The sequence below is a fragment of the Bradyrhizobium sp. UFLA05-89 genome, assembly GCF_059803475.1.
This window is the reverse complement of the sequence record NZ_JBANBA010000038.1, coordinates 1-16,020: the sequence shown is the minus strand read 5'-3', so window position 1 is coordinate 16,020 and position 16,020 is coordinate 1. Positions and strand designations below refer to the sequence as shown.

Genomic DNA, 16,020 nt, shown 5'->3' with positions numbered 1-16,020 from the left:
CTCGCCTCGCGGCGCCGCAATCTCCCGCGGCTTCACGATCGGTCACATCGGCGGCATCGCGCGCGACGCTCGTATTGGATAAATTGCGTCGGTCCGCGAGGCGTCGAAAACGGCGGGGATCTGTGGTGGCTCCTCCGAGCGCGTCGGATCGGCCTAGCGCTTGCCGAACCATTCCTCGTGAATCCGCTGATACGCGTCGCTCTCGCGCAGTGCGAGAAGCGCTTCGTTCACGTGCTTGCGCAGCGGGCTGCCGGTCGGAAAGACGATGCCGTAGTCTTCCCGATGGAAGACACTGCCGACGGTCCGTGCCAATCCTCTGCCGTCGTGGGTTGTGTAATAAAGCAGCGCAGGTGAATCGAAGACGACCGCGTCGACCTCCTGGTCCAGCAGGGCCTTGTAGAGGTCATCGACTTTATCGAATTCGCGGACCTCGGCCTTGACCTCGTTCAGATAGAGTGTGGCCGTGCTTCCCCGTGTCGTGCCGACGCGCTTGCCGACGAGATCCTGCGGACTGTTGATCGGTCCCCTGATCTGCTGGACCGTCAGCGATGCCGTCAGTTGCGCCGTATAGAAGGCTACGAAGACCACGCCCGTGAACATCCACAACACGGCGACGATGCGAGCGATCCAGTGCCGGGGCATTTGATCCGCCTGGGTCGCCAGCGTGCCTGCAGCCCAAAACATCGCATGGAAGATTCCCGGAAAATACCGGCTGGTTGGGATGATTCCGTTATGATGATGTCGCTCCACCAGGAAAATCAGATGCGCCGGAATGAGGATCAGGAGCAGCGCAATGCCAAGCCAGATCAGGAGAGTGCGGGAGAAGAAGAGCTCCACGAACTCGAGCAGCGGATTCGGCTCGACATTGGCGGCGGTACCGCGCACCAGGATCTGCAGTCCCGAATTCAGGATCGGTTGGGAGAAGTCGAACCTGTTCTCCCGCTCGGATGTGATCGAGATGGCTGCGATTCCGAGATCTGCCCGCCCGCTTTCCACGGCCGCAAGCAACTCAGCGACGTCGGGCGTGATGACGTACTCGGTCTCGCGATGCAGCCGCTCCGCAATGCCGTTCCAGAGCTCAACGCTGAAGCCGCTCAGGGTGCCGTTCTTCTCGATGACCAAGGGAGGCACTATTCGAGTCGCGACCCGGAGCTTGGTGGTCTCCAGCTTGGTGGTCCCCTCCTGGGCCATGGAGCCGGAGGTGCAGACAAAAAGTGCCAACGCCAGCGCAGCGCTGCGCACGAGCGTCAGGATCAGCCGGACGGTCCTTGTGCGAAAACGGACCGCAAGATTGGCGCAAAGCATCAAATCATTTCCAGTCTAGTGCGGCAATTGGCTCTGCCGGAAGTCGCGCGGCGACATTCCGAAATGCTCGCGAAAGACGCGACCGAAATGCGAAAGGTCGTTGAAGCCCCAGGCGAACGCAATCTCGCCGACCTGACGGCCTGCGAGCGCGGGCGAGGCGAGATCGCGCCTGCATTGGGCAAGCCGCTCTGCGAGCACATAGCGCTGGAATGAGGTGTGCTCCCGGCTGAGGAGATCGTTGACATAGCGCGGCGAGATGCCCAGCGCGGCTGCGGTATCCGACAACGACAGATCGGGCTCGGCGAGATGACTGCGGATATGCATCTTCAGCCGGTAGAGTAGGGCCGAGCGATGCGTCGAGGAGGGCAGTGACGTCTTGCCGAGCCGTTCGCTCAGCGCCATGGCGACGAGATCGACCGCCTGCTCGGAGAGCGCGACGGCATGCTGCGGATCAATCTGATCGGCGGTGTGGCAAAGCTTGAAGATGAAATCGTAAGCGAGCATTTGCAGCGGTGCGTCGCCGAACGATATCGCCGTTAGAGCCTCGGTGGCTCCGAGGCGCCGCTGTAGCATTTCGCGTGGCACCTTGAAGATGGTCTGCGTGAAGGCGTGATCGAACTTCAGCTCATAGGGCCGTGTGGTGTCGTAGAGGGCGAATTCGCCGGGATGGATCACGGTCTCGCGGCCATCCTGCACCACGCCGCCGACGCCCTGATTGCCCAGCGCGATCAGGACGAAGTCGAGATCCGAGCGGGCGATCCGTGACGGCGTGCGGAAGACGTGCTGACGGTCCGAGCAGACATCCGAACAGACCGCGCGCCCAAGGGAGGCTTGTGTCACCGAGCCGCGGAAGGCGCTGCCGAGATCCGACTTGCAGTCGAGCTCGACGAAGACGTCGCAGACGATGTCCTGCCAGAGCGCCAGGCGCCGGTGGCCGGGGCTGCCGTCCGTCGTGAACTGGATGGTCATCGGCAGGCCTTCCTTTCACATACCACGCCGTCGTCCCGGTCGAATTTTCATGCCATGGCGGTCGAGCAGGCGTCGTCCGGCCGTGGCTCAATAGACTGCGTCGGAAGATTGCATCGGACTTGGGCCTTCGATCAACTGGAAAGCGGCCCTGTCCCAGGGAGCATGGAGGCGGGAATGGGCATCGAACATCCGAAATACAGGGTCGCGGTGGTGCAGGCGGCGCCGGCCTGGCTCGACCTTGATGCGTCGGTCGACAAGTCGATCGCGCTGATCGAGGAGGCCGCAGGAAAGGGTGCGAAGCTAATCGCTTTCCCGGAGGTGTTCATCCCCGGATACCCCTGGCATATCTGGCTGGACTCGCCGGCCTGGTCGATCGGCCGCGGCTTCGTGCAGCGCTATTTCGACAATTCGCTCGCCTACGACAGCCCGCAGGCCGAAAAGCTGCGGCAGGCCGTGCGCAGAGCCGGCCTGACCGCGGTCATCGGGCTCTCCGAGCGCGACGGCGGCAGCCTCTACATCGCGCAATGGCTGATCGGAACCTGATGGCGAGACCATTGCAAAGCGTCGCAAGCTGAGGCCGACCCACGCCGAGCGCACCGTCTATGGCGAAGGCGACGGCAGCGATCTTGCCGTCCACGACCGCTCCGACATCGGACGGCTCGGCGCGCTGTGCTGCTGGGAGCATCTCCAGCCGCTGTCGAAATACGCGATGTACGCCCAGAACGAGCAGGTGCATGTGGCGTCCTGGCCGAGCTTCTCGCTCTATGATCCTTTCGCGCCCGCCTTGGGAGCAGAGGTGAACAACGCCGCGTCGCGCGTCTATGCGGTGGAGGGCTCGTGCTTCGTGCTTGCGCCTTGCGCGACCGTCTCTCAGGCGATGATCGATGAGCTCTGCGACCGGCCGGACAAGCATGCGCTGTTGCATGCCGGTGGCGGCTTTGCCGCGATCTACGGCCCCGACGGCAGCCAGATCGGCGACAAGCTGGCGCCGGATCAGGAAGGGCTTCTGGTCGCAGAGATCGATCTCGGCGCCATCGGCGTCGCCAAGAACGCCGCCGATCCGGCCGGGCACTATTCGCGGCCCGACGTGACGCGGCTCTTGCTCAACAAGAGGCCGTATAAGCGGGTCGAGCAGTTCGCGCTGCCGGTCGACAGCGTCGAGCCTGCGGATATCGCGGCGGCAGCGAGCTGACCGGCGGATCGCGATCGTCAGTGCCTGACGTTCACGCGGCGCGCGTCGCGCAATGGGCGAGCAGCTCGGGATGCGCGGCGCAGATATGATGCGCCCCGGCCTCCCTGAGCTCAGCCTCGCTGCCATAGCCATAGAGCACGCCGATGGACGTCATGCCGTTCCTCCGGGCGCCGACCACGTCGTGGCTGCGGTCGCCGATCATGACAGCCGTTTGCGGATCGACCCTGGCGGTGTCGAGCGCGTAAGCCAGGAGGTCGCCCTTGTCGACGCGCGTGCCGTCGAGCTCGGATCCGAACACCTGCTCGAAATAACGCTTGAGGCCGAAATGATCGACGATCCGGGTCGCGTACACCGCCGGCTTGCTGGTCGCCACGAACATGCGCGCACCCGTCGCAGAGAGCGCGGACAGGGTCTCCTCGATCCCGGAATACGCCTCGTTCTCGAACAGACCGATATCGGCAAAGCGCTCGCGATAGAGCAGCAGCGCCCGGTCGGCGAGCTCGTCGGTTCCGGTGAGCTTCTTGAGGCTCGCATGCAGCGGCGGCCCGATGCACCAGGTCAAATCGTCTTCGCTCGGGACGTGCTGTCCGAGCCGTTCCAGCGCATACTGGATCGAGCGGGTGATCCCCGGCTTCGGATCGGTCAGCGTGCCGTCGAGATCAAAATAGATTGTTGCCATTCCGCCCCGGCCTGCGTTGATTATGCCGCCAGTTGCTAGTTGGCTTGGCCTTGGAGTTCAAGTGCCTTGGAGTTCAAGTGCCTTGAAGTTCAAGGGCCTTGGAGTTCAAGCCGATCTGCCCGATATCGCCGGTACCTGCCAATGACACGAGCCCGATATGCGCTCTGCCAGGCCGCCGCCTCGCTGTTCTTGGTTGCGCCGGCGGCGGCCTGGGACAATTCGCCAGCGAAGACTGACGTCGCCGTGCCGAGCGTCGAGGAGCTCGCGATGCCGCCGGCAAAGCCCGCGGAGGCGGCGCGCGAGAGCGACACGCGGGAATCGATCTGCCTGATCATCGAGGCGGCGGCGCGCGATGCCAGCCTGCCGCTCGAATTCTTTGCCCGCGTGATCTGGCAGGAGAGCCGGTTCCAGAGCGACGCGGTCGGCCCGGTGACGCGCAGCGGTGAGCGCGCGCAGGGCATCGCGCAGTTCATGCCGGGCACCGCGAGCGAGCGCGGGCTGCTTGATCCCTTCAATCCGGTGCAGGCGCTGCCGAAATCGGCGGAATTCCTGAACGAGCTGCGCAGCCAGTTCGGCAATCTCGGGCTTGCGGCGGCCGCCTACAATGCCGGTCCCCGCCGCGTGCTGGAGTGGCTCGCCGGCACCGGCGGCATGCCCGAGCAGACGCGCAACTACGTCGTCGCCATCACCGGCTCGACAGTCGAGGACTGGAAGGCGGCCGGGCGCGGCGGCAAGACGCTGCAAAGCTCACCGCCGACGAGCTGCCGCGAACTGATGGCGCTGCTCAAGCGCGCGCCCAACCCGTTCGTCGCCGGGCTCGAGCAGCACGTCGAGCTTGCCGCCGCGAAGATCTGGGGCGTGCAGCTCGCCGCCGGCTTCGACCGCAACAAGGCGCTCGCGATGTATTCCCGCGCGGTCACGCGCCTGAGCTCGGTGGTCGGCGATCGCGACCCGAGCTTGCTTTCCTCGGTGATGCGCAGCCGCGGCACCCACACCTTCTATCAGGTGCGCATCGGTGCCGATACGCGGCCAGAGGCGGATGATCTCTGCAACCGCATCCGTAGAGCCGGCGGTGCCTGCTTCGTGCTGAAGAACAGGGGCGTTACGGGGTAGGGGCTTCCGGGTCGCGCTCGGAATGACGGGCGGTTGGTGCGCGTGCATGCCAGCCCCGCCGCCTGGTTCCTTGACGTGACGCTTCGTATTGCCCGTTATGCAGGCACGATTCCTCTCCCGACCAAGTCTCTCCGTGGCGCTTCCTCCGCTCGATTCACCTGAATGGCACAGTGCCTTCCGCGCTTTTGCGTGGGGGCTGCGCTCGATCACGCAGACCATCCTCACCGTCGTGCTGTTCGTGACCTATCTCGGCATCGGGGCGCTCGCCCACGACACGCATTTCAGCCTGGCGTGGGCGCTGGCCTCGACGCTGTTCGTCTGGGCGGGGCCGGCGCAGATCATCCTGATCACCACGCTTGGCTCCGGGGCGACCATCATCCAGTCGGCGATCGCCGTCACGGTCAGCGCCATCCGGCTGTTTCCGATGGTGGTGTCGGTCCTGCCGCTGATGCGCACGCCGACGACAAAACGGCGCGAAATGATCTTCGCGGCGCATCTCACCGCCGTGACACTGTGGGTCGAATGCCATCGCTTCCTGCCGCAGGTGCCGCGCGAGCGACGCATTGCCTTCGTCCACGGGCTCGGCTGCGGCCTGGTCTCGGTGTGCCTGACTGCCAATACGGTCGGCTATTTCCTCGCCGCCAACCTCACGCAGACGCTGGGCGCGGCGATCCTGCTGCTCACGCCGTTGTCGTTCCTGTTCTCGACCGCGCGCAACAGCCGCGAGATCGCCGACGTCGTCGCGCTGGTGCTCGGGCTCGTGCTCTATCCGCTGGCCGCGAAGATGAACAGCGGCCTCGACATCCTCGTCAGCGGTGTCGTGGCGGGCACCATCGCCTATGGCGTTCATCTTTGGCGGGAGGCGCGCACATGAGTGCCTTCATCGGCGATTGGCATGCGCTTGCCGTGCTGTTCGTGGCCGGCGTTATTCCCAACCAGATATGGCGCATGCTGGGCCTGTGGTTCGGCGGCGGCATCGACGAGGGCTCGGAGCTTCTGGTCTGGGTGAGGGCGGTGGCGACCGCGATCCTGGCCGGCGTCATCGCCCAGATCGTGGTCCAGCCGCCGGGCGCGCTCGCCAGCGTGCCGGACGTGCTACGCTATGGCGCGGTGGTTGCGGGCTTCATCGTCTTCATGCTGACACGCCGCTCGATCTTTGCCGGCGTCGTCACCGGCGAGCTGTTCATGCTGGCCGGCAGGTGGTGGCTGGGGTAGCTGCTGCTCCTCATGGTGAGGAGGCCGCGGAGCGGCCGTCTCGAACCATGCAGCCCCGGCTGGTGGCCTTCATCCTTCGAGACGCGCGTTCCGCGCTCCTCAGGATGAGGGGAGAGAGCCGTGTTTGCCGCAGCGCGCTGATCGGTTAGACTCTGCTCGAACAGCAAGGAACAGAAAAATGGTTCGCGAAAATGAGCTCCGCGAAGGCGAGGTCGCGATCGAGCTGCCGGCGACGCAGGACGCCGGCCTGGTCTTCATCGGCCGGATCCGCACGCCCTGGACCTCGCGGCTGGAGACGCCGCGGCAGGGGCGGCATGACGGCCCCGTGTGCCGGCTGGAGATTTTTGAGCCCTTCGTGCCGGCGATCAAGGGCGTCGATTTCTACAGCAATCTCGAAGTGCTCTACTGGCTCGACCGGTCGCGTCGCGACATCATCCTGCAGAGCCCGAAGAACAACGAAAAGACCCGCGGCACGTTTTCGCTGCGTTCGCCGGTGCGGCCCAATCCGATAGGCACCTCGATCGTCAAGCTGGTCGGCATCGAGGGCAACACCATCCTGGTGCGCGGCCTCGACTGCATCGACAACACGCCGCTGATCGACATCAAGCCGGACCGCTGCGAGTTCACGCCGCTTGCCGCGCCGCAGGCCGGGGATTTCGAGACGGAGTGACGGTCTCACCGTCGTCGTTGCCGAGGGGAAGGACCTAGCCCTTCAACGCCGCGATCAGCTTCGCCGTATGCTCTTCCAGCACCTTGCCGTCTTCCTTGCGGCTCGCCGGCGGCAGCAGTGCGACGCCGTCGTGGCGCGGCATCACGTGCATGTGCAGGTGAAACACGACCTGGCCGCCGGCGGGCTCGTTGAACTGCTGCACGGTGATGCCGTCGGCATCGAACGCCTTCATCGCGGCGGCAGCGATCCTGTGCGCGCCGCGCGCGACATGGGCGTAGTCGTCGGGCTTGATGTCGAGGATATTGCGGGCCGGGGCTTTCGGGATGACGAGCGTATGGCCGGGCGAGCGCGGCATGATGTCGAGGAACGCGAGCACGTGCTCGTCCTCGTAGACCTTGTAGCAGGGGAATTCGCCGCGCAGGATCTTTGCGAAGATATTGTTGGGATCGTAGGCGGTCATGCGGCAGCTCCTGAAGTTGCGGCCTTACTGTCATCACCTCGAAGAAGCCGTCAAGGCGCCTCTTCGGCGCCCTTGCGGAACGGGCCCAGATCGGCGAGCTCGCGGCCGGCTTCCGCGACATAGGCGCGCTCGCGCTTGAGGTAATCGTCGATGGCCCGGCGCAGGCCTGGATCGGCGATGAAATGCGCCGAATGCGTCGTTCGCGGCAGATACCCGCGCGCGATCTTGTGCTCGCCTTGCGCGCCGGCCTCGACATGCGTCAAGCCGTGTTTGATCGCAAAGTCGATGGCCTGGTAGTAGCAGACCTCGAAATGCAGGAACGGATGATGCTCGACCGCGCCCCAGTTGCGGCCGAACAGCGTGTCCGAGCCGATGAAGTTGATGGCGCCCGCAATCCAGCGGTGATTGCGGCGGGCCATCACCAACAGCACGTCGTTGCTCATGGTCTCGCCGATCAGCGAGAAGAATTCGCGCGTCAGATACGGGCGGCCCCATTTGCGCGAGCCCGTCTCCATGTAGAACTCGAAGAACGCGTCCCAGGCCTCCTCGGTGATGTCGCTTCCGGTGAGCCAGTGGATGCTGATGCCGGCGGCAAGCGCATCGCGCCGCTCGCGCTTGATCGATTTGCGGTGGCGCGAATTCAGGGTGGCGAGGAAGTCGTCGAAGGTCGCGAAGCCATCGTTGTGCCAGTGGAACTGCTGGTCGGTCCGTTGCAGGAAGCCGTGCTCGGCGAGCAGCTTCCATTCGGCCTCGCGCGCGAAGGTGACGTGGACCGAGGAGGCCTTGCTCACCCCACACAACGCGATCAGCCCGCTCGCCAGCGCGGAGGCAATGCGCTCGCGATCAACCCCGTCGCGGATCAGAAGGCGCGGGCCGGTTGCCGGTGTGAAGGGAACCGAGACCTGCAGCTTGGGATAGTAGCGCCCGCCAGCGCGCTGATAGGCGTCGGCCCAGCCGCGGTCGAAAACGTACTCGCCCTGCGAATGCGATTTCAGATAGCAGGGCACAACGCCTGCGACGCGGCCGTTGAGCTTGGCAACGAGATGCCGTGCTCCCCAGCCGGTCCGCGCAGTTGCTGAACCCGAATTCTCCGCTGCTGACAAAAAGGCATGGGAGACGAAGGGGTTATAGGCCGGTTTTGAGAGCGCGATGGAGGCGCCGGCCAGCCCGGATGAAGTTCCCGCGTCCTTGCCGTTGCAGACACGAGCAGGATTGGCGCAGGCGTCCCAACCCTCAGCGGAAACGTCGCCAATGGAAGGCACGGCCTCGAGCGTGATTTCGGATGATGCCATCGCGTGTCTTGAAGAACCCACTAGCCGAAGATCGTGCATTGCAGCAGCGACTTCAAGGGGGCAGGAACTCACACCGGGGGATGAATGCTCAGGTCCATCCACGTGTCGTCCTGGCGAAAGCCAGGATCCAGGGTGAGGTTGTGGCTTTCGCCAGGACGACGTTGGGAAGGCAGACTCCCTACGGCACGAACCCCTCAAAGATCATCTGGTCTGCATATTGTCCGGCCTGCGCCCGCTGTTCCGGCGTGCGCACGGTCCAGCCGAGCAGCGCGCAGCCGAACACGTTGCGCGCGATCCATGGCGCCGGCGCCGGCAGATGATCGACCTTGAAGGCGACGAAATGCGGCTGGGTCTGAACGCCGTGGCGCAAGTACAGCATGCCGTCGCGCTGTGCCTGCGTGAGCTTTGCCCAGTACTCGTCCTCATAGGTCCGCTGCGCCACGATACCGCGCGGGCGTGACGGCAACAGCTCCCGCAGCGCCAGCACCTGGTCGGGATCGAAGGACATGCCGACGGCGGGGCCGTCATAGGAGGCCAGCACCTCCGCCATCCGCTTCACGAGCTTGCGGTCGCCGCCAAAATGGCTCTTCACCTCGATCACCAGCGGAACCCGACCGGCGACCATGGCGCAGAGGTCGGACAACGACATCATCCGCTCGGGCGTGTCCTTGAACTTGACAGCCCTGAGCTCGGCCGCGGTCTTCTTGATCAGCTCGCCCTCGTCCTCGGTCAGGCGGCCGAGCGCATGGTCGTGATGCACCATGGCCTCGCCATCGGCGGAGAGCTGGATGTCGACCTCGATGGCGAAATTGCCCGCGATCGCAGCCTGCACGGCGCCCGGCATGTTCTCGACGATACCACGTGAGATGTCATGCAGGCCGCGGTGCGCGACCGGCCGCGCCGTCAGCCAATCCGGAGCACGCACGTCTGTTGCTCCCGGATCAGGCGACCTCGAACAGGCCTTCGACCTCGACCGCCGCGTCCGCCGGCAGCGAGGCGACGCCGACGGTGGTGCGGGCATGGCGGCCCTTGTCGCCGAAGGCAGCGACCATCAGGTCGGAGGCGCCGTTCAGCACCTTCGGCCCGTCGACGAAATCCGGCGCCGAGTTGATGAAGCCGCCGAGCCGCACGACGCGCACGACCTTGTCGAGATCGCCGAGCGCCGCCTTGACCTGCGCCAGCAAGTTGATGGCGCAGCCGCGCGCCGCCGCTGCACCCTCTTCGATGGAGACGCCGGCGCCCAGCTTGCCCTTGGCGATCAGCGTGCCGGTGGGATCGAAGCAGAGCTGGCCCGAAACGAAGAGGAGGTTGCCGGTCCGCACGAACGGCACGTAATTGGCCACGGGAGTGGGGGCCTCGTGCAGCTTGATGCCCTGTTCCGCCAGTTTCTGCTCGACCGTGCCCGCCATGTTCCGACCTCGATGTCATCTGGAAATTCTGCCCGGCCTCAAGCCGGCCGGCGCGCCTGTTTCGCCGATTGCGCGGTGACATGCAAGGCGGCGAGGCGATGGCCCGGACGCCCGGCAGGGTTGCATGTTTCCGAGGCAAGGCTGCGATTTTCTGGGAAAAAGCGCAACTTTCCGTGAAGCGGCCGCAGTTGCGACGCAATGCGCCGGTCATTAAAATGACGAATCTCGATTTCCCAAGGAATATTCATGGTGCACCTTTTCCGGACGTCGCTCGGTGTCATGGCGCTCGCGGTTGTGGCTGTTGGCGTTTCTGGCAGGGCTGAGGCCGCGAATGGTCCGTTCCTCTCGCATCAGGCCCTGTACGATTTAAGCCTGGTCAAGTCGCGTTCGAGTTCGATCAACAGCGCGCGCGGGCGCATCCTCTACAATTTCGCCGGCAATTCCTGCGAGGGCTACACGTCGGAATTCCGCCAGGTCTCCGAGCTCGACAGCGGTGAGGGCAAGGTCACGCTCAGCGACCTCCGCTCCAATTCCTGGGAGGACGCGGCCGGCAAAAGCTATCGCTTCAAGATCGAGACGCGAATGAACGACGTCGACTCGAGCCAGGTCGATGGATCGGCCGAGCGCGATGGCGACCACATCAACGTCAAATTGAAGCTGCCGGCGCCGAAGACTTTCACGCTCGACGGCAGGACGGTGTTTCCGACCGAGCAGATCCAGCGCATCATTGCCGCCGCCAAGGAGGGCAAGTCGCTGCTCGAGCTTTCCGTCTATGACGGCTCCGACAATGGCGAGAAGGTCTACAACACGCTGACCGTGATCGGGCAGCCGATCCCGGCCGACCGCGCGGCGTCCTCGCCCGATCCGTCGACAGCGGACGAGCACATGAAGTCGCTGACGCGCTGGCCGGTCACGGTCAGCTATTTCGATCGCGAAGCCCAGCAGAAAGAGGGGGAGCAGACCCCCGTCTACGCGATGTCGTTCGAGCTCTACGAAAACGGTGTCTCCCGCGCGCTGGTGCTCGACTACAACGATTTCGTCATCTCGGGCGCACTCGGCAAGTTCGACGTCAAGGATACGAAGCCGTGTAATTGACAAGCGTCATCATTCCGGGGGGCGCGAGATAGTCCAACCTTAATTCCTCATCCTGAGGAGCGCGGAACGCGCGTCTCGAAGGATGAAGGCCCCGCTGGTGGCCTCGCCCTTCGAGACGCGCGCGAAGAGCGCGCTCCTCAGGCTGAGGGTCCGGCACTTCGTCGCTTTGCTGTGTTCGCAATGACGGTCTGGCTTTGAGCTCTGTCCCCCGCTACGCTCCCTCCCAATCACAAACATCAGGGAGGCACACATGCCGAAAATCGACCATCTCCGCCCGAGCGGCCTGCACCACAACCCGGCCTATTCCCACGTCGTCACGGCCTCCGGCGCGCGCACGATCTACATCTCGGGGCAGGTCTCCGTGGACGAGGAGGGACGGGTGGTCGGCGAAGGCAATCTTGCAGCGCAGACGACGCAGGTGATGCAGAATCTTGGTCTCGCGCTCAAGGCTACGGGTGCGACCTACGCCAACATCGTGAAGATCACGACCTTCGTGGTCGGCTACAAACCTGAACTCCGTCCGATCATCGGCAAGGCGCGCTCCGCCTTCTTCGAAGGCATGGACCCGCCGGCGAGCACGCTCGTCGGTGTCACGGCGCTCGCGGCGCCGGAATGGCTGATCGAGATCGAGGCGGTGGCGGTCGCGGATTGAGGCGCGATCGTAGATTGGCGCACGCGCTCAGAGGCGGTCGTGATCAATCGAGAAGCCGCGGCGTACTGGATGCCCGGTCGAGCCGGGGCATGACGCCGGTATGTGGGCAGGGACATGCTGTCCCTCACTCCTGCTCGGCCTTCTCCGGCCCGTCATAGGCAATCCCGCGGATCACGGCGGCGCTGCCGAACTTCTTGCGCAAGCCGTCGATGGCGCGTTCGGCGTGGGCGGCGCGCCGGTCGAGCATGTCGGTATCGTCGGCGGCCGAGCCCGTGCGGAGTGCGCTGACGCCGGCGCCCATGAGGCGGAAGGCGGTGCCGTCGATCTCCTTGGCCAGCATCTCGCGGCAGATCGAAAATATCTTTGCGGCAAGCTGCGTCGGCGCGTTGATCGACTGTGAGCGGGTGCGCTGGCGGAAGTCGGCGGTCTTCAGCTTCAACGTGATGGTCGAGCCTGCAAGCTCGCTGCTCTTGAGCCGTGACGAGGTCTTCTCGCAGAGCCGCCACAGGATCTTCTCGAGCGTCGCGAAGTCGCGGATGTCGCTCTCGAATGTAGTCTCGCTGGAAATCGTCTTGGCGCCGCGATCGGGCTCGACGCGGCGATCGTCGATGCCGCGCGCGAGCCGCCAGAGCCTGCGGCCATCGCTCGGAAACTGCCGCATCAGCTCGATCTCGTCGGCCTTCTGCAGGTCCGCGATGATGCGGAAGCCGCGCTGCACCAGCCGCTCTTGCGTCGCCGGTCCCACACCGAAGATGAAGCCGACCGGCTTGTCGGCCAGCATCACGCGCGCTTCCTCCTGGTCGAGGGTCGCAAAGCCGCGCGGCTTGTCGAGGTCGGAGGCGATCTTGGCCAGAAACTTGTTGCAGGAGAGCCCGACCGACACGGTGATGCCGATGTCACGTTCGACGTCGCGGGCAAAGCGCGCCAGCACCTTGGCCGGGATCATGCCGTGAACGCGCTCGGTGCCGGAGAGATCGAGAAATGCCTCGTCGATCGAGAGTGGTTCGACCAGTGGCGTCAGCGCCTGCATGGCGTGGCGCACCTCGCGGCCGACGCGGACGTATTTGGCCATGTCCGGCCGGATCACCGTCGCGTGCGGGCAGGCTTCCAGCGCTTTGAACATCGGCATGGCCGAGCGCACGCCAAAAGTGCGCGCGATGTAGCAGGCGGCCGACACTACGCCGCGTTTTCCCCCGCCGATGATCACGGGCTTGTCGGCGATGTCGGGATTGTCGCGCTTCTCGACCGTCGCGTAGAACGCGTCGCAGTCGATATGGGCGATGGTCAGCGCGGCGAGCGCGCGGTGGCGGGCGAGGCGCGGGGAACCGCAGGCGGAACAGCGCCGTGCGGTCACGCCCTGGTCGGCCAGACAATCCCGGCAGAAGCAGCGGGGCCCGGCCGCCTCAGGAGTGGTCACGGCACGTCACGCTCCCAATGCGGGTCACCCAGCGCATCTCCAAGGACTTGCCGGGCCGCGGCAATGTTGGTCGGATGGAGCTCCGAGGCGCCCGCAAAGGCCTTCACGGTCGCGTCATCGCGCAGCACGAAATCGAGCACGCTGATCAGGAAATTGGGGTCGGAGGCCGCGTTCCGCAGCGTCTCCGGCCCGATGCCTGTCTCGGCCAGAAACAGGCCCAGCCGCTCGGGATCGCCGGCGACGAAGGATAAGGCTTGAATCGCAACGATTTCAGCTACTTCGCGGGGGTTTTGAACAGGCTTTTTCAAGCGGACGATTTGCCTTTCCGTTAACTTTCGGGCTCTAATTTGGAATCATCATGCCCGAGTCTAGTAAGCCCAGACAAGCAACTGGAAACCACATCGCGGAAAGTTGGCCCCCGGGTTTAACGAAACTAGAGCGAATCTGAGGCTAGTTTGAATCCAGTTTTCGAAGCGCCCGCGGAAGGCGCCTGAGGCGTCAGATGTCGAACAGGTCTCCTGACAATTGGGAGGGACGGGATGGCTAAGACCGTCCTGATCGTGGAGGACAACGAGCTCAACATGAAGCTCTTTCGCGACCTGTTGGAGGCGCACGGCTATCAAACGTCGGGCACCAGCAACGGCTACGAGGCGCTCGATCTCGTTCGCAAGATGCGTCCCGATCTCGTGCTGATGGATATTCAGCTGCCGCAGGTGTCGGGGCTCGAGGTGACGCGCTGGATCAAGGATGATCCGGAGCTGCGCAACATTCCCGTCGTCGCGGTGACCGCGTTCGCGATGAAGGGTGACGAAGAGCGCATACGCGAGGGCGGCTGCGAGGCGTATCTTTCCAAGCCGATCTCGGTCGGCAAATTCATCGAGACGGTCCGGCGTTTTATCGGGTAGGGAGTGAGTCAGGTGTCCGCGCGTATCCTCGTCGTCGACGACGTCCCTGCCAACGTCAAGTTGCTGGAAGCCAGACTCTCGGCCGAATATTTCGACGTGATGACGGCCTCGAACGGCGCCGAGGCGCTGGCGATCTGCCGGAGAGCCGAGTGCGACATCATCCTGCTCGACGTCATGATGCCCGACATCGACGGGTTCGAGGTCTGCCGCCGGCTGAAGACCGATCCGCAGACACATCACATTCCCGTCGTGATGGTGACCGCGCTCGACAGCCCCGCTGATCGCGTGCGCGGGCTGGAAGCCGGCGCCGATGACTTTCTCACCAAGCCCGTCTCCGACGTCGTGCTGATCGCGCGCGTGCGCTCGCTGACGCGGCTGAAGATGATGACGGACGAATTGCGCATGCGCGCCATCACCTCGCTCGAGATCGGCGTGCAAGCGCCGGAGCGCAGCGCGGTGGCCGACACCGGCAAGGGCGGTCGCATCCTCCTGGTCGACGACCGCCAGTCCTCCTATGAACGGCTGGCGAGCCTGCTCGCCGCCGAGCACACCGTCGACGTCGAGCCCAACCCGACGGAGGCGCTGTTCCACGCCGCCGAGGGCAATTATGACCTGCTGATCGTCTCGCTCGACCTCAACAATTTCGATGGGCTTCGGCTATGCAGCCAGGCGCGCTCGCTGGAGCGCACCCGCCACGTGCCGATCCTCGCCATTGCCGACGCCGATAGCGGCACGCGGCTGCTTCGCGGGCTCGAGATCGGCGTCAACGACTATCTCCTCCGCCCCGTCGACAAGAACGAGCTGCTCGCGCGTGCGCGCACGCAGATCCGCCGTCGCCGCTACACCGATCATCTGCGCGACAACGTGCAGAACTCGATCGAGATGGCGATCACCGACGCGCTCACCGGCCTGCACAATCGCCGCTACATGGAAAGCCATCTGGCAACGCTCGCCGAACAGGCCTCGACACGCGGCAAGCCGCTGGCGCTGATGATTCTGGACATCGACTATTTCAAGTCGATCAATGACAATTACGGCCATGATGCCGGCGACGACGTCTTGCGCGAATTCGCGGTGCGCGTGCGCAAATCAATTCGCGGCATCGATCTCGCCTGCCGCTATGGCGGCGAGGAGTTCGTCATCGTGATGCCGGAGACCGACCTGCACGTTGCCGGCATGGTCGCCGAGCGCCTGCGCCGCTCGATCGCGGGCGAGTCATTCTCCGTCCACAAGGGCACCAAGCGCATCGAGGTCACGATCTCGATCGGCCTCACCACGCTGGAGACGAAGGGCGAAGCAGTGGCCGATGTGCTCAAGCGCGCCGACACCGCGCTCTATCGCGCCAAGCACGACGGCCGCAATCGCGTGGTGGCCCAGGCGGCGTGAGGCTGAAGGCGTGATTCAGGGCGGGTGAGGGGCGCGTTGTTCTTGCCGTCCACTCCGCCGTCATTCCCCGCGAAAGCGGGGAATCCAGTACGCCGCAGCCTATCAGTATCCAACAACCGTCTCTGGAATACTTGTATGGGCTTGGTCAAGGATGAGTGGTTGTTAGATCATTTCAGATCATCTGCTTGTTCGAAGGAGGCGGACGTCTGCTGGTCCTGACCTCAAGACGGCTGGCCGCCTGTGGTGCGGCGGGCGTCAAGG

The 16,020-nt window shown here is 64.6% G+C and carries 18 protein-coding genes and 1 pseudogene; 9 read left to right on the top strand and 10 right to left on the bottom strand.

The window, feature by feature from the left end:
- Positions 1-153: 153 nt before the first annotated feature.
- Together SO139_RS20810 and SO139_RS20805 are read right to left on the bottom strand one after the other, a co-directional pair.
- Entirely contained in the window at positions 154-1,305 is a 1,152-nt protein-coding gene (locus SO139_RS20810; RefSeq protein WP_449379969.1) for a transporter substrate-binding domain-containing protein, read from the bottom strand.
- Between the two features lie 15 nt (positions 1,306-1,320).
- Positions 1,321-2,274, bottom strand: coding sequence for an AraC-like ligand-binding domain-containing protein (locus tag SO139_RS20805; RefSeq protein ID WP_449379970.1), 954 nt, complete (start codon positions 2,272-2,274; stop codon positions 1,321-1,323).
- Between the two features lie 174 nt (positions 2,275-2,448).
- Between SO139_RS20805 and SO139_RS20800 the strand changes: the two are divergent.
- Positions 2,449-3,466, top strand: a pseudogene (locus tag SO139_RS20800) (carbon-nitrogen hydrolase family protein).
- A gap of 31 nt (positions 3,467-3,497) precedes the next feature.
- On the opposite strand, the gene SO139_RS20795 reads toward SO139_RS20800, so the two are convergent.
- Positions 3,498-4,145: an HAD family hydrolase gene (locus tag SO139_RS20795; RefSeq protein ID WP_449379972.1), complete on the bottom strand. Its 648-nt coding sequence runs from the start codon at positions 4,143-4,145 to the stop codon at positions 3,498-3,500.
- Positions 4,146-4,286: 141 nt separating this feature from the next.
- Between SO139_RS20795 and SO139_RS20790 the strand changes: the two genes are divergently transcribed.
- The 4 genes from SO139_RS20790 (at position 4,287) to tsaA (ending at position 7,143) form a co-directional block, all read left to right on the top strand.
- A complete protein-coding gene (locus tag SO139_RS20790; protein ID WP_449379973.1) occupies positions 4,287-5,258 on the top strand; it encodes a transglycosylase SLT domain-containing protein in 972 nt (323 codons plus the stop codon).
- A gap of 133 nt (positions 5,259-5,391) precedes the next feature.
- Positions 5,392-6,132 (top strand): AzlC family ABC transporter permease, encoded by a 741-nt coding sequence (locus SO139_RS20785; protein ID WP_449379974.1) that lies wholly within the window; start codon positions 5,392-5,394, stop codon positions 6,130-6,132.
- The gene (locus SO139_RS20780; protein ID WP_449379975.1) at positions 6,129-6,473 is read left to right on the top strand and encodes an AzlD domain-containing protein; all 345 of its coding nucleotides are present in this window, start codon (positions 6,129-6,131) and stop codon (positions 6,471-6,473) included. The genes SO139_RS20785 and SO139_RS20780 overlap by 4 nt, the downstream gene beginning before the upstream one ends.
- Positions 6,474-6,651: 178 nt before the next feature.
- The gene (gene tsaA, locus SO139_RS20775) at positions 6,652-7,143 is read left to right on the top strand and encodes a tRNA (N6-threonylcarbamoyladenosine(37)-N6)-methyltransferase TrmO (protein ID WP_449379976.1); all 492 of its coding nucleotides are present in this window, start codon (positions 6,652-6,654) and stop codon (positions 7,141-7,143) included.
- Positions 7,144-7,177: 34 nt separating this feature from the next.
- Here the strand turns inward: tsaA and SO139_RS20770 are convergent, their stop codons facing one another.
- The 5 genes from SO139_RS20770 to SO139_RS20750 form a co-directional block, all read right to left on the bottom strand.
- Positions 7,178-7,603, bottom strand: a complete 426-nt coding sequence (locus SO139_RS20770; RefSeq protein WP_449379977.1) for an HIT family protein — start codon at positions 7,601-7,603, stop codon at positions 7,178-7,180.
- A gap of 50 nt (positions 7,604-7,653) precedes the next feature.
- The gene (locus SO139_RS20765; RefSeq protein ID WP_449379978.1) at positions 7,654-8,895 is read right to left on the bottom strand and encodes a GNAT family N-acetyltransferase; all 1,242 of its coding nucleotides are present in this window, start codon (positions 8,893-8,895) and stop codon (positions 7,654-7,656) included.
- 178 nt (positions 8,896-9,073) lie between these two features.
- Entirely contained in the window at positions 9,074-9,820 is a 747-nt protein-coding gene (locus tag SO139_RS20760) for a glycerophosphodiester phosphodiesterase (RefSeq protein WP_449379979.1), read from the bottom strand.
- Positions 9,821-9,836: 16 nt separating this feature from the next.
- Entirely contained in the window at positions 9,837-10,304 is a 468-nt protein-coding gene (locus tag SO139_RS20755) for a RidA family protein (protein ID WP_449379980.1), read from the bottom strand.
- 38 nt (positions 10,305-10,342) lie between these two features.
- Positions 10,343-10,552 (bottom strand): hypothetical protein, encoded by a 210-nt coding sequence (locus tag SO139_RS20750; RefSeq protein ID WP_449379981.1) that lies wholly within the window; start codon positions 10,550-10,552, stop codon positions 10,343-10,345.
- Between SO139_RS20750 and SO139_RS20745 the strand changes: the two genes are divergently transcribed.
- Positions 10,551-11,399: a cell envelope integrity EipB family protein gene (locus SO139_RS20745; RefSeq protein ID WP_449379982.1), complete on the top strand. Its 849-nt coding sequence runs from the start codon at positions 10,551-10,553 to the stop codon at positions 11,397-11,399. The genes SO139_RS20750 and SO139_RS20745 overlap by 2 nt on opposite strands.
- A 250-nt stretch (positions 11,400-11,649) precedes the next feature.
- Positions 11,650-12,051: a RidA family protein gene (locus tag SO139_RS20740; protein WP_449379983.1), complete on the top strand. Its 402-nt coding sequence runs from the start codon at positions 11,650-11,652 to the stop codon at positions 12,049-12,051.
- 124 nt (positions 12,052-12,175) lie between these two features.
- Here SO139_RS20740 and SO139_RS20735 read toward each other — a convergent pair whose 3' ends face one another.
- Positions 12,176-13,468, bottom strand: coding sequence for a DNA polymerase IV (locus tag SO139_RS20735; protein WP_449379984.1), 1,293 nt, complete (start codon positions 13,466-13,468; stop codon positions 12,176-12,178).
- Entirely contained in the window at positions 13,465-13,776 is a 312-nt protein-coding gene (locus SO139_RS20730) for a DUF3572 domain-containing protein (RefSeq protein WP_449379985.1), read from the bottom strand. Before SO139_RS20730 ends, SO139_RS20735 begins: the two co-directional genes overlap by 4 nt.
- A gap of 231 nt (positions 13,777-14,007) precedes the next feature.
- Between SO139_RS20730 and SO139_RS20725 the strand changes: the two genes are divergently transcribed.
- A complete protein-coding gene (locus tag SO139_RS20725) occupies positions 14,008-14,373 on the top strand; it encodes a response regulator (RefSeq protein WP_027523000.1) in 366 nt (121 codons plus the stop codon).
- Between the two features lie 12 nt (positions 14,374-14,385).
- Positions 14,386-15,759, top strand: coding sequence for a PleD family two-component system response regulator (locus SO139_RS20720; protein WP_449379986.1), 1,374 nt, complete (start codon positions 14,386-14,388; stop codon positions 15,757-15,759).
- Positions 15,760-16,020 lie beyond the last annotated feature (261 nt).

Bases quoted from the DNA above. Each gene is read 5' to 3' on its own strand.
- SO139_RS20810 (WP_449379969.1), bottom strand. From the start codon at position 1,305: ATGCTTTGCGCCAATCTTGCGGTCCGTTTTCGCACAAGGACCGTCCGG.
- SO139_RS20795 (WP_449379972.1), bottom strand. From the start codon at position 4,145: ATGGCAACAATCTATTTTGATCTCGACGGCACGCTGACCGATCCGAAG.
- SO139_RS20765 (WP_449379978.1), bottom strand. From the start codon at position 8,895: ATGGCATCATCCGAAATCACGCTCGAGGCCGTGCCTTCCATTGGCGAC.
- tsaA (WP_449379976.1), top strand. From the start codon at position 6,652: ATGGTTCGCGAAAATGAGCTCCGCGAAGGCGAGGTCGCGATCGAGCTG.
- SO139_RS20725 (WP_027523000.1), top strand. From the start codon at position 14,008: ATGGCTAAGACCGTCCTGATCGTGGAGGACAACGAGCTCAACATGAAG.
- SO139_RS20770 (WP_449379977.1), bottom strand. From the start codon at position 7,603: ATGACCGCCTACGATCCCAACAATATCTTCGCAAAGATCCTGCGCGGC.
- SO139_RS20780 (WP_449379975.1), top strand. From the start codon at position 6,129: ATGAGTGCCTTCATCGGCGATTGGCATGCGCTTGCCGTGCTGTTCGTG.
- SO139_RS20790 (WP_449379973.1), top strand. From the start codon at position 4,287: ATGACACGAGCCCGATATGCGCTCTGCCAGGCCGCCGCCTCGCTGTTC.
- SO139_RS20740 (WP_449379983.1), top strand. From the start codon at position 11,650: ATGCCGAAAATCGACCATCTCCGCCCGAGCGGCCTGCACCACAACCCG.
- SO139_RS20805 (WP_449379970.1), bottom strand. From the start codon at position 2,274: ATGACCATCCAGTTCACGACGGACGGCAGCCCCGGCCACCGGCGCCTG.
- SO139_RS20755 (WP_449379980.1), bottom strand. From the start codon at position 10,304: ATGGCGGGCACGGTCGAGCAGAAACTGGCGGAACAGGGCATCAAGCTG.
- SO139_RS20750 (WP_449379981.1), bottom strand. From the start codon at position 10,552: ATGAATATTCCTTGGGAAATCGAGATTCGTCATTTTAATGACCGGCGC.
- SO139_RS20745 (WP_449379982.1), top strand. From the start codon at position 10,551: ATGGTGCACCTTTTCCGGACGTCGCTCGGTGTCATGGCGCTCGCGGTT.